This window comes from Oleomonas cavernae, assembly GCF_003590945.1.
Taxonomy (GTDB): Bacteria; Pseudomonadota; Alphaproteobacteria; order Zavarziniales; family Zavarziniaceae; genus Zavarzinia; species Zavarzinia cavernae.
In genome coordinates this window covers 2,275,525-2,287,639 of record NZ_QYUK01000011.1, presented here as the reverse complement: position 1 = coordinate 2,287,639, position 12,115 = coordinate 2,275,525, and the positions used below count along the sequence as shown (strand labels likewise).

The 12,115-nt window shown below is 63.2% G+C and carries 12 protein-coding genes and 2 pseudogenes; 7 read left to right on the top strand and 7 right to left on the bottom strand.

The window, feature by feature from the left end:
* Positions 1–7 precede the first annotated feature (7 nt).
* The 4 genes and pseudogenes from D3874_RS32035 to D3874_RS14795 form a co-directional block, all read right to left on the bottom strand.
* Positions 8–121 (bottom strand): trypsin-like serine protease, encoded by a 114-nt coding sequence (locus D3874_RS32035; RefSeq protein WP_119782308.1) that lies wholly within the window; start codon positions 119–121, stop codon positions 8–10.
* Positions 109–480 (bottom strand): annotated as a pseudogene (locus D3874_RS14810) (trypsin-like serine protease); the annotation flags it as partial. The gene D3874_RS32035 and the pseudogene D3874_RS14810, both read right to left, overlap by 13 nt.
* A 56-nt stretch (positions 481–536) precedes the next feature.
* Positions 537–725 (bottom strand): annotated as a pseudogene (locus D3874_RS32030) (trypsin-like serine protease); the annotation flags it as partial.
* A 334-nt stretch (positions 726–1,059) separates the two neighbouring features.
* On the bottom strand, positions 1,060–2,007 hold the full coding sequence (locus D3874_RS14795; RefSeq protein WP_147385675.1) for a hypothetical protein: 948 nt from the start codon (positions 2,005–2,007) through the stop codon (positions 1,060–1,062).
* A gap of 426 nt (positions 2,008–2,433) precedes the next feature.
* On the opposite strand from D3874_RS14795, the gene D3874_RS14790 reads away from it, so the two are divergent.
* From D3874_RS14790 to D3874_RS14780, 3 genes are all read left to right on the top strand, one after another.
* Positions 2,434–2,754, top strand: coding sequence for a type II toxin-antitoxin system MqsR family toxin (locus D3874_RS14790; RefSeq protein WP_119778765.1), 321 nt, complete (start codon positions 2,434–2,436; stop codon positions 2,752–2,754).
* Position 2,755: 1 nt separating this feature from the next.
* Positions 2,756–3,184: a type II TA system antitoxin MqsA family protein gene (locus D3874_RS14785; protein ID WP_119778764.1), complete on the top strand. Its 429-nt coding sequence runs from the start codon at positions 2,756–2,758 to the stop codon at positions 3,182–3,184.
* 143 nt (positions 3,185–3,327) lie between these two features.
* Positions 3,328–5,079: a B12-binding domain-containing radical SAM protein gene (locus tag D3874_RS14780; protein ID WP_199699072.1), complete on the top strand. Its 1,752-nt coding sequence runs from the start codon at positions 3,328–3,330 to the stop codon at positions 5,077–5,079.
* An 8-nt stretch (positions 5,080–5,087) separates the two neighbouring features.
* Here D3874_RS14780 and D3874_RS14775 read toward each other — a convergent pair whose 3' ends face one another.
* Both D3874_RS14775 and D3874_RS14770 read right to left on the bottom strand, forming a co-directional pair.
* Positions 5,088–6,293, bottom strand: a complete 1,206-nt coding sequence (locus D3874_RS14775; RefSeq protein WP_199699071.1) for an adenylate/guanylate cyclase domain-containing protein — start codon at positions 6,291–6,293, stop codon at positions 5,088–5,090.
* A 483-nt stretch (positions 6,294–6,776) separates the two neighbouring features.
* Positions 6,777–7,655 (bottom strand): DUF3108 domain-containing protein, encoded by an 879-nt coding sequence (locus D3874_RS14770; protein ID WP_119778763.1) that lies wholly within the window; start codon positions 7,653–7,655, stop codon positions 6,777–6,779.
* Positions 7,656–7,722: 67 nt separating this feature from the next.
* On the opposite strand from D3874_RS14770, the gene D3874_RS14765 reads away from it, so the two are divergent.
* The 4 genes from D3874_RS14765 to D3874_RS14750 are packed head-to-tail and all read left to right on the top strand — an operon-like array spanning position 7,723 to position 10,655.
* Positions 7,723–8,997, top strand: coding sequence for a hypothetical protein (locus D3874_RS14765; protein ID WP_119778762.1), 1,275 nt, complete (start codon positions 7,723–7,725; stop codon positions 8,995–8,997).
* Positions 8,998–9,057: 60 nt separating this feature from the next.
* Positions 9,058–10,092 (top strand): methylmalonyl Co-A mutase-associated GTPase MeaB, encoded by a 1,035-nt coding sequence (gene meaB, locus D3874_RS14760; protein ID WP_119778761.1) that lies wholly within the window; start codon positions 9,058–9,060, stop codon positions 10,090–10,092.
* 12 nt (positions 10,093–10,104) lie between these two features.
* Entirely contained in the window at positions 10,105–10,362 is a 258-nt protein-coding gene (locus D3874_RS14755) for a type II toxin-antitoxin system ParD family antitoxin (protein WP_119778760.1), read from the top strand.
* On the top strand, positions 10,359–10,655 hold the full coding sequence (locus D3874_RS14750; RefSeq protein ID WP_119778759.1) for a type II toxin-antitoxin system RelE/ParE family toxin: 297 nt from the start codon (positions 10,359–10,361) through the stop codon (positions 10,653–10,655). Before D3874_RS14755 ends, D3874_RS14750 begins: the two co-directional genes overlap by 4 nt.
* 155 nt (positions 10,656–10,810) lie before the next feature.
* On the opposite strand, the gene D3874_RS14745 is transcribed toward D3874_RS14750, so the two are convergent.
* Entirely contained in the window at positions 10,811–12,046 is a 1,236-nt protein-coding gene (locus D3874_RS14745; protein ID WP_119778758.1) for an acyl-CoA dehydrogenase family protein, read from the bottom strand.
* Between the last annotated feature and the right edge of the window lie 69 nt (positions 12,047–12,115).

The following is a 12,115-nucleotide window of genomic DNA, read 5'->3' as shown; positions in this document are numbered from 1 at the left end:
CTCCCCGCTATCGTGCGTGCTCCTCGATCCAGCCTGCGTAGCGCGAAACCCGGGTATAGACTCCCGGATACCCCTTGACGGCACAATGGCCGGGAAGGCCGAAGCTTACTAGGCCGACCAGCGTGGGGGATAAGTTCCCTCGCTGAACACTCCTCCTCCGCTATCACCGTTGCAGGTGTCGACATCATCCCCGCCCGCGCAAACCATGTTGATGGATATTTTGCCCTTGTACCCTTCAAGGTTAGCGCAGGTGGAGAGCGGCTGTACTTCGATATCGGCATACAAAAGATCCTGGCTGGCCTGTCCGTCGTCCGTAATGCCCCAGCCTACCGCCCGGATGATCTGCTGCGGGGCGAGAAGTGTCTCGTCAGTTGTCGGCGTACTGATTTGGATCGGGCCAATATGGTCGTCGAAGACCACAGGTGATGCCAATTCCAGCAACGCGATGTCATGGTCGAGCGGGATGATCTCTTTCTTCCACCGATTGTGGGGATGATCCTGCGGATTGGCAGCAAGGGTGTATTGCGTCCCAACTGGCGCTGGCCGACGGCGATCATTAGGCTAGTTACCGGAACAAGGCGCCGCTGACGATAAGTGTCATAGACGCAGTGAGCGGCCGTCAGGATCCACCGATCGCTGATCAACGCGCCACCGCAGAACACGCCTTCCGCAGGATTCCTGTAAGACGTTCCGATCAGTGCCACCTGCCAGGGAAACTGCCCCGCATCGCACTGCCTAAAGGGGCAATGATCCGGCCGGGCGAGTCAATGCCGGCTAGCGTATCGCCGAGCTTGTCGATCATGGCGGAGGAGCCACGGAAAACCTGTGCATCGCCCACGCTGGTGGCCGTCAGTGCATCGGGCTGAGCCGGGTCCAGTCTCTCTAATCCTGGCGGGTTCCCATGGACGACGATAGTATTCCGGTCGACGCGATCAACGGTCCAGGGCTCTGGTGTTTGGGCCTGAGCTGCGAGGGGAAACAGTGCCAGGGCGACCATGGCAAAGTTACGTAGGCACATGATACTTCCCCTGTCATGCGAGCGGGCGGGACTGGTTGTATTCAGCACTTCTCAAGAGCGTCGAGGGCGGCCTTAAGTGTGTCGGAAATCTGCTTGAGGCGCGCGGCCGCCAGGATTGCATCGTTGATGGTCTCATTTGGAGCAGGCTGTGCCCCTGCGATGAGGCTTCTTGCACCGTTATCTCCTGAGCTGTCGTCTGTCGTTTCAGTAGGCGGCTTCGAGGGTAATTGTGCCTGGAACGCCGCGGTTACGTCTTGGTAGTTAAACCTTCCGCTGATTGCAGCCTCCCTCGTCGTTGTAGTCAGCTTGGCGATTTCAATTGATACCCGGGAAGGCGCTTGGTCCAGCCGGAACACGACATCACGGCCGGCGGCCAGAGCGGTCTCAAGCTGGGACGTCGCGGTCTTTAGCAATTTGGCATCTGCCGCCGGGTTGCTATCCAGCCGTTTCAGATCGGCCATGAGGTACTCGGCCTGTTGGATTTCGGCGTCGATGTCGCTGCCGCGGGCAAAGTTTGCAATTCCGCCCGTCGTGACTTCAGCACATTGGAATCTTTTTGCCGCGCCCTCGTAGATTGCCGCCCGTTCCAATGGTCCGAGATATGTACGGGCTCCGGTGAGAAAGCCGGCGCCCGATGCGAGGGCTAGCGGGACGGCGCCTTCACCGCCGAAAGCCACCGTCGCCAGGGAGCCGATCGCCAAGCCCAAGATCGGGATATCGAGCAGGCCCGAGCCGCGGCGGAGGGTGTCCGCCGAGTCTAGGAGCGCATCCTGGCCGATCACCAAACTCTTGGAGGCCTGTATCTGCCATTTGATGAAATGCTCATTTCTTTCGAGCGGCGTTGCGGTGACGTCGCTGGTGTACTGATCGGCTGCCACTGCCAAGCCTCTGGCGACGCAATCCACGGGCAGTGGCGCGGGATCGAAGAAGTCGAAGCCCCGTGATTTGATCTGACTTGCATTCTCACCACAGGAGGTCTCGCCGCTCACCTGATCCAGCCGAGCCGCCCGACAGCCGGCCAGAGCAATCGATAGTGATACTACAAAGAGCGGAGCAGACCATTTTAGAGTATTGCACATAAATTATCCCCCAAGATTGTTTATGCAAAGCAGAGTATAAAAAATGGGGAATTATATAAATCAATACTTTTTTTGAGAGCCCTCTCCTGGAACCGCCGCGGATTGAGCTGCCGAAATCATCCTGATTGTCGTGGGGAGCGGCGGCAGGATGAATGAGGCGGGACCGCCCCGACAATGGCGAGGTGGAACGAACCCTGATGGCAGCGGTAGAGCAGACAAGCAGAGCTGGCGACTGCGGTCGTTGCCAGCGGCCGACCGCACGGGCGATAGGGCATCGGCGGCGGGAAGGCAGGTGCATTGACTGGCACCATAAACATGCCAATATGAGTGCGGCCAATGGCTGAGAAGCGCAAATCGACACACAGCCTCGCGGCCTTCAAAGCGGCTGTTGTGGCGGGGAAGGTCGAGATGACAACGGCCGCCGTGAAAGGTGGCCTTGATATCAGTTTCGATACGGCTGCCATCAGCGGCGTTCTGGGCAAGCTGACGGCCAAGCATTTCTTCAAGTCGGTGAATACGTTCAACGACCCGAAAAGATGGATGGATGTCTATCATTTCCAAAACAGTATCGAATTGACGATCTACATCAAATTCGTCGATGAAAACGACCCTGCAACGACGACGGAATTCGTCCTGACCTCGTTCAAGGAGAAGTGACATGCAGGCCACGAGAATTCATCCGGAAACCGGCGCGGTCTTGACCCGCGGCGAAAGGCCGGTCGTGGTCCGCTGGGCTGGCGAGGAGAAGACCGTGATGCTGCCCGGGTGGTACCCGAGCGACGACGGCGACGGTTTGCATTCGATGGTGGATCTGGCGGTGACCGACGCGGTGTTGCGGGAATTGAAGGCCAAGGTCGCCGCTGAGGTTACCGCTGTGCGAAAGGCGCTGAAACTGAGCCAGCGCAAAGCTGGTGAACTGCTTGGCGGCGGCGCCCGCGCCTTTCAGAAATATGAAAAGGGCGAAGTCGCGCCGGCCCTTTCCATGTGGCATCTGCTCAAGCTGTTGAAGGCCAATCCGGCGCAACTGGCGTTGCTGGTCAAGCCCAAGCCCCGCCAAGCCGCATCAGCGCGGCGCCACGCCGCCTGATGGAAGGGGCCGTGCCGCCCCGAACTTGTGCGGCGCAGCACCGATGTCTGGACCGACCGGGGGTGGTGTGGCTTACTAGCGATGTTCACCATGTTGCGTGCGTATCCTCAATGCCTGTTGACCGCGGGGGGCGGTAAGGCTCGATGGATCGTCTGGATCTCTATCTGCTGAAACCCACCCGCTATGACGACCTGGGCTATCCGGTCCAGTGGTGGCGGTCGCTGATTCCGTCCAATTCGCTCGCCTGCGTCGCCGGCATCGTGCAGGACGCCATCGACCGGCAGGTGCTGGGGGCGGACGTGCAGATCCGCTCGGTGGTGATCGACGAAGTGAACGCCAAGATCGATCCGGCCAGGATCATCCGCGAAACCAGGCGCGCGGGCGCCCGGCTGCTGGTGTTCCTGGTCGGCGTGCAGTCGAACCAGTTCCCCCGCGCGGTCGACCTTGCCCGGCCGTTCTGCGCCGCCGGTGTCCAGGTCTGCGTCGGCGGCTTCCATGTCTCGGGCATTCTCTCGATGCTGAAGGACCTGCCGCCGGACCTGATCGAGGCGCAGGCCATGGGCCTGTCCTTCTTCGCCGGGGAGGCGGAGGACGGGCGCATCGACGAGGTCATCCGCGACGGCTATGCGGGCGCGCTCAAGCCGATCTACAACCATGTGAAGGACCAGCCCAACCTGGCCGGCGCGCCCCTGCCGCTGCTGCCGCCGGCCGAGATCGCCCGCAACATGAGCGGTTATACCAGCTTCGATTTAGGGAGAGGCTGCCCGTTCGAATGTTCCTTCTGCACCATCATCAACGTCCAGGGCCGCAAGAGCCGCTTCCGCACGCCCGACGACCTGGAAGCGATCATCCGCACCAATGCCGCCAACGGCATCCACAAATTCTTCCTGACCGACGACAATTTCGCCCGCAACCGCAACTGGGAGGCCTTCGCCGACCGCCTGATCGCGCTGCGCGAGGAGGGGCTGAAGGCGCATCTGGTGATCCAGGTCGACACGCTGGCCCACAAGATCCCGCGCTTCATCGACAAATGCTTCGCCGCCGGCGCCGACCAGATCTTCATCGGCCTGGAGAACATCAATTCCGACAGCCTGGAGGGGGCCAAGAAGCGCCAGAACCGGGTCGAGGATTACCGCGAGATGTTCCTGGCCTGGAAGCAGCATGCCGTCGTGATCATCTGCGGTTACATCATCGGCTTTCCCAACGACACCAAGGAATCGATCCTGCACGACATTGCGGTGATCAAGCAGCAGTTTCCGGTCGATTGCCTGTACCTGAACTATCTCACCCCGCTGCCGGGCTGCGAGGATCACCGCAAGCTTCACGAGGCCGGGGCGTGGATGGACCCGGACATGGGCAAGTACGACCTCAATCACCGCGTCACCCACCACCCCCGCATGTCCGATGCCGAGTGGGAGGAGGCCTATGTCGCCGCCCATCGCAGCTTCTATAGCTGGGAGCACATGAACACGGTGATGAAGCGCATGGTCGCCTTGCGCTCCCACAAGCCGCGGATGACGGTCAACCGCCTGCTGGGCTACCGCGAGGCGGTGCGCATCGAAGGCGTCGCCAAGCTCGAGAGCGGCGTCTTGCGCATCCGCCGTCGGCAGCAGCGCCGTCATGGGCTGCCCGTCGAGACGCCGCTGGTGTTCTATCCCAAGCACTGGTTCAAGACAGGTTCGGCGCTGGCCCGCATGTTGCTGACCCATACGCGGCTGAACCTGATGATGCGCCATGCCCGGCGCGCAAAGGACCGCCTCGCCTATACCGATGCCGCCATCTCGATGGATCACGCGGCGGAGAGCAACGACGCCTTCATCGCCGAGACCCGGGTCACCAGCTATGCCGACCGCCGCATCCACGCCGCCAAGGCGCATGCCGGCGCAAGGGACTAGCAGGCGAACTACTTGCGGTCGCGCATGGATGACAGGGCTTCCTCGAGCACCCGGCGAACGCGGTCGGCGGCCGTGGAATCGATCGTCCCGACGTCGAGGAAAAGGTCGAAGCCGGGGCTGCGCTCGCTGTAGATCGCCGCATGCCGGGCTTTGTCGCGCGCCTGGATCGCGTAGGGGACCACCGGGTGCGAAATCCCCTTCAGGGTGATGGGCTCCAAGGCCGTGCCATCGACCTCGTTGCTGACCAGCATATAGGTCTCGTAACCGGCTACGATGCCGCCTGGTTGCGCGATCGACTGCAGCCGGGCGGCGAGATTGGCTTCCGCACCGATGATCGTGTAGTCCATGCGATCGTCGCTGCCGAAATTGCCGACGTTACAATAGCCGGTATTGATGCCGATGCGGATCTGGAACGGTTCCTCGATGCCCTGGTTGCGCCACTTGGCATTCAGGTCGGTCAGGCGCGCCTGCATTTCAAAGCTCATGGCCAGGCACGCCCGGGCATCCTCGACCACGCCGCGTGTCGCAGGATCGCCGAAGAAAATGAGGATGGCATCGCCAATGAACTTGTTGACTGTGCCGCCGTGCCTGGCCGCGATCGTCGACATTTCGGTCAGGTATTCGTTCAGCAGCGCGGTCAAATCTTCGGGCTGAAGCCGCTCGGTCGTCGCGGTGAAGTTGACGATATCCGAGAAGAAGATCGTCAACTTCTTGCGCTCGGTCGAGATGGTGACGTCCTTCTCGCCGCTGAAGATGCTGAGGTAGTGCTGCGGCGAGAGGTATTTGGCGATTTTCCTGGAGACCGTCAGCAGGAAGGCGTTGGTCCGTCCCAGTTCCTGATTGACCGCCTGGATGATCCTGGCCTGATGGCGCTGCTGGACGATGAAGGTGACCCCGATGATGGTCACCAGCGCGAAGTAACCGATCAGATACTTGAAGGCCAGGATGTTGGCCGCGATCGGCTGTTGGATCGTAACCTCCTCGATGCCGCGCACATCGCCCACCTTCCAGTCGCGCTTGGGGCTGTCGGGATGACTGTTGTGGCAACTGACGCAGCCGGCAGCCATGATGATCGGCGTGACCAGGCGGACATTGCGGTTGAAGATCGAGCCTGAAACCTCGTTGGTATCCGCCTTGGGATCGGCGCGCAGGATGGCCAGGGCCTGGCGCTCGAAATCGTCGAACTGATGGGGGCCCGGTTGGCAAAGGGCCAATCGGAGAAGAAGCGGAACTTCAGGCTGCCGTTGGCGTCGCTGATGACGTCGCTCAGCTCCAGCGACAGGGTCGCGGGGATCGGGATGGCGCCGGGGACCGTGGCGTAATTGGGCAGGACGCTGGTCGGGGTATCGTGGGCCGCGAGAATGCGGCCGACCACATTGGTGGCGTAGTAGCCGCGCACACTGTCGATCATCGAGGTGAAGGCGTGGGCCTGATCGCGCAGCGAGCGGTCCGAGAGATCGCGGAGATCAAGCCATACGGCGATCGGCAGGCCGGCCAGGATGATCAGCAGAAAGCCGACGCTGACCGAGATGTGGCGGGCCAGATAGCCGGGGATGCGTTGGGTCAGGGCGCGTCGTGGGTTTTCCGGGGGCCGTGCGTCGGCTTCCGGTTGTGCCTCATCGACAAGCTCGACCATACAGCACTCCCCCTAAGCCTTCGGGATTGTGCTCGTCGCGATGCAGGGGCACAAGGTGGCTTCACCCGCCCATCTTGTCGCGATCGGGCGGCGGCAGCACCGAGGCCGCGTCTTCCAGGCTGTCGGTCTTGGTGACGCCGTGGGCAATGAGCTGGGCGATGATCACGCCGTAGTCGGAGGTGACCTGCACCCTGACCGGGATCGGCCGGGGCAGGCCGTCGAAGCGGGCGAACCAGATATCGAGTTCGTTGGGAAATTTCTTGGCGTTCTGGCGCTCCCAGTCGGGATCGAAGCCTTTCACCCGGCGATAGCGGATGACGCAATGGGTGGCTTCCCCTGAAAAGAAGCGCTCGTCCTGGGCTTGGATCTGCGTCGGCCCGCGGTTCTCGAAGGCGACGTCATAGCGGCGGCGGCCATCGAAGACCTTGAACTCGCGGGTGCAGATATCGGCCCCGTCGCCGCTGCCGGTGGCCAGGATCGCGGCACTGGCCGGATCGATGGTGCCCAGCAGGAATTCAGGCTCGACCGGGCGGCGGTTGTCGTCGGCATTCTGGGGCTCGACGCTCACGTTGCTGGGCCCGGTCTTGTCGAAGGTGACGTTGATCGAGCGTTTGCTGCCGATGTCGCCGTCATAGCGGGTCTGGTACAGCATGGGCCGGGCGTCGCGATCGGCAGCGGTGAAGCGGCCGTCGACCCGGCTCATCATGCGGGCCTCGAACAGGCTCTCCCACAGGCCGACGGTGCGGGCCAGGCCATCCATGCGATAGCGCTCGCCGTCGATCGTGGTCTTGGTGTCGACCTCGACGACGGGCAGGCCGCCGACGAAGACGCGGTAGGTGAGGTCGACCCGGTCGGCGCCGGCCGCCTGGGCGGCACCGCCCAGCAGGATCGCAAAGGCGCCCGCCACGGTGGCGGTGGTCAGGTGACGAACGATACGCATGGTTCATCCCTCTCGATGACGCCGCGCGGGGCTTTGCCTGCGGCGTCTGCCCTGATAAATCCAAGAGATGATTGCAGGTTCCGGGCTGATCGGCCAGTCGCCGCCGATCCGCGCGGAGACGGCCCCGGTCTGTGTGGGCCACGCCCTATGCATGGTTGCTATCGAGATAGAAGAGTGCGACCGTGGGGTGTGCCGAGAGCGGTGGCCGATGCGAGCGTCGTGGGGGAAATCAGTCGGAAAGCGTCTGTCGGCGATCGCCTGCCTGATGCTGACGGCCGTGGCTATGAGCGGCTGTTTTACGACGGCGTTGATTCACCGCTCTGTCTGTTGCGAAGCTTCGAACGACGATTTTCGCGCGGTCGTGGAGGTATCGGTCGAAGGCCCGGATGGTCTGCGCTCGGTGAGCGTGGACTTGGTTGCCAGCCGCAAAACCATTCCGAATGGGATGTATGGCGTTGCCGACAAATGGACTTACGACAGCGAGTGGGTCGATATCCCTCTCACGGGGGACATGTCTGTCGCTGTGCCTCTAGACATAGATCCGGCCCGAATGGCGAAATCGGAAATAGGCGAGGTCTATGATGTCGAAACCCTGGATATAGCCGTCACGACATCATCCGTAACTCGCGAATTCTTGTTCCCGGGCTGGCATTGTCCGGCGAATTTTCCCGTCAAGGGTTGCAAGGCGAAGCTTGCCATAAAGAAGGTCGAAGGGCCAATGCTTGGGTGGCTCCACGACCGTCAGTTTACACCTCCCGTCTATCCCTTCGCGCAGCGCGATCCCGGCTCCACCGACATGGCGGTGGTGGTCAGCCTGAGATTCGATGTGTGTGAAAAGAGCCAGTGGCAACAGGTAGAAAGCATCCATTCAAGAATATCGCCGGCGGGCCAACCGAAATATATCGCCGTGAGTCGTGATGAATTGGACATGCTGGCTTCCGTATGCGACTTCGGTACGAATTTCCCAAATTCTGCGCATGGCCCCAGAAAATTCAATTATGGAAGGGATGTTCTTGAAGGGAAATATGGCGCCTCTTATCTGGGAGAGGGGATTTGGTCGGTTACAAATCGCGATGAGATTTTGCGATTCGTCGACATGAGTGATATTGCTGCCGAATCCCAGGCGCCGGGCGCAAGCATGAGTAACGGTTCGATCGTCGAGATATTGTTGCCAGACCATCCAGTTTCCTTAACCTATCCGATAGGATATCCGCCCAAATACTTCGTAATTTATGATCCGGCTGGCGGCCTCTATATCTTGGATTCGGCTGTGAAGCATTTCGCCTGGGAGCTTCTGAGTTCTATGCCCAAGCCGCGACGGGCGGCTGCAGCGGAGCGGTAGGCCAATGGCTCTCGCTGCGCGGGGCTTTGCCTGCGGCGTCTGCCCTGATAAATCCGTAACATGATTGCAGGTTCCAGCCCCGCCGGCCAGAAGGCGCCGATCTCCCACCACACTGCGTCGCTTGCCGATGGCATTCTGGCCGGACAGCGCCGCGCCCTGGCCCGGGCGATCACCCTGGTCGAATCGACCAGGGCCGATCACCGCGCCCAGGCCTCGCGCCTGCTCGAACGGCTGCTGCCGGCCACGGGCAGGTCGATCCGCGTCGGCTTCTCGGGCCCGCCCGGGGTGGGCAAGTCGACCTTCATCGAGGCTTTCGGCACCCATCTGGTGCGGGCCGGGCACAAGGTGGCCGTGCTGGCGGTCGATCCGTCGTCCAGCCTCTCGGGCGGTTCGATCCTGGGCGACAAGACGCGGATGGAAACCCTGGCGCGGGAGGCCAATGCCTTCATCCGGCCCAGCCCCTCCAGCGGTACCCTGGGCGGGGTTACCCGGCGCACCCGCGAGGCCATGCTGCTGCTCGAGGCGGCCGGCTTCGACGTCGTCTTCATCGAGACCGTGGGGGTGGGCCAGTCGGAAACCGCGGTGGCCGACATGGTCGACCTGTTCGTGCTGCTGGCCAGCCCGGCGGGCGGCGACGATCTCCAGGGCATCAAGCGCGGCATCATGGAACTGGCCGACCTGCTGGTGGTGACCAAGGCCGACGGCGACCTGGCCCAGCCGGCCCAGCGCGCCGCGGCGGAACTGCGCGCGGCCCTGCACCTGATGCGGCCCAAGGTTTCGTGCTGGCGGCCCAAGGTGCTGACCGTGTCCTCGGTCGCGGCCAGGGGCCTGGACGAGGTCTGGGCTGTGATCGGCGAATTTCGCGCGGCCATGGACGGTGCGGGCGAACTGGCGCGGATGCGCGCCGAACAGGCCCGTGCCGCCCTGTGGCGCGAAATCGAGGATGGCCTGGTGACGGCCTTGAAGGACAATCCCGCGGTCGCCGCCGAAGCGCCGGCGCTGGAGGCCGCCGTGGTCAGCGGGGCCACCACGCCGACCCTGGCGGCCGAGCGGCTGCTGACGGTATTCCTGGGCCGCCCGGTGCGGCCGGATTGACGGGTGAGGGCGATGTATTCGATCGGCAAGGAATTCGAGCCATTCGTCGAACGGCAACTGGCCGCCGGCCGCCACGGCACGGTGACCGACCTGGTCCATGCCGCCCTGCGCCTGCTCGAAGATCACGAGCGGCGCTTTGCCGTGCTGGACGAGGCGGTGGTGCAGGGCATGGGCGATGCCGCGGCCGGCTCGGTCGAGGCGCTCGATCCGGCGTGCGAGGCCCTGCTGGCCGAACTGGCGGCCATGCCGGCCGCGAAGGCCGCGCCGTGACCGTCATCCTCTCCGCCCAGGCCTGGGCCGGCGTGCGTGCGGTGGCCCGCGAGATCGCCCAGCGCAACAAGATCCGCGCCTACAGCTTCGTCATCGAATTCCAGGACAAGCTGCGCGAGATCGCCGCCGATCCGCACGCCTTCCCGGTCACCGCGCGCTACCAGGGCTCGGAGATCCGCCGCGCCAACTACGCCCGCTGCCTGATCCTTTACCGGGTGCAGCCCGCGGGCATCACCGTCGTCACCTTCCTGGAAGACACCGACGATTACGACCGGCTGCTGTTCCCAATTTAAGTAGCCCTCTCCGCCCTTCAGGGGGAGAGGGTTGGGTGAGGTGGGTCGGCGGCGTAGAGTTCGCTCGTTCCCGACCCACCACCTCACCCTCCCCATCGCGTACCGCGACGGGTCCCCTCCCTCTCCCCGCGAGCGGCGGAGAGGGAAATGACAGGTTACTCCGCCGCCTTGGCCATGTGGCGGGCCAGTTGCTTGCCCAGTTCCAGCTTGGCGATCTGGGCGCGGTGGACCTCGTCGGGGCCGTCGGCCAGGCGCAACGTCCGGATCCCGGCATAGGCATGGGCCAGGCCGGCGTCGGTGGTGACGCCGGCGCCGCCCCAGGCCTGGATGGCATCGTCGATCACCTTCAGCGCCATCTTGGGCGCCGCCACCTTGATCATGGCGATCTCGGCCCGGGCCACCTTGTTGCCCACCGTGTCCATCATCCAGGCCGCCTTCAGGGTCAGCAGGCGGGCCATGTCGATGGAGATGCGGGCGTCGGCGATGCGCTCGTGCCAGACCGACTGGTGCGCCACCGGCTTGCCGAAGGCGACGCGGGTGGCCAGGCGCTCGCACATCTTCTCCAGCGCCCGTTCGGCTGCCCCGATGGTGCGCATGCAGTGGTGGATGCGGCCGGGGCCCAGGCGCCCTTGCGCGATCTCGAAGCCGCGGCCTTCGCCTAAGATGATGTTCTCGACCGGCACGCGGACATTCTCGAACAGGATCTGGGCATGGCCGTGGGGCGCATCGTCATAGCCGAAGACGGGCAGGAAGCGCTCGATGGTGATGCCGGGCGTGCCGGGTTCCACCAGGACCTGGGACTGCTGGCCGTGACGATCGGCGTCGCGATTGGTCTTGCCCATCAGGATGTAGATCTTGCAGCGCGGGTCCATGGCGCCCGACGACCACCACTTGCGGCCGTTGATGACATAGGTCTCGCCGTCGCGGCGGATGTCGCATTCGATGTTGGTGGCGTCGGACGAGGCCACCGCCGGCTCGGTCATCAGGAAGGCCGAGCGGATCTTGCCGTCGAGCAGCGGCACCATGTATTTGCGCTTCTGCTCCTCGGTGCCATAGCGCTCCAGCACTTCCATGTTGCCGGTATCGGGGGCGGCGCAGTTGAACACCTCGGCCGCGAAGCCCACCCGGCCCATGATCTCGCACAGGGGCGCGTATTCGACGTTCTTGAGACCGGCACCGCGCTCGCTCTCGGGCAGGAACAGGTTCCACAGGCCGGCCGCCTTGGCCTTGTCCTTCAATTCCTCGATGATCGCGGGGACCTGCCAGCGCTCGACCCCGAAGGCGTTCATCTGGGCGTGATAGGTCGCCTCGTTGGGATAGACGTATTTGTCCATGAAGGCCTGGACCCGTTCCATCAGGTCCAGGGTCTTGGGCGAATAGGCGAAATCCATGTCTGTCTCTCCCGCTGGCTTGTTGTTTTGGCGGCAGTCTAGCCGCCCGCCTCAGCGGATGCAGCGGAT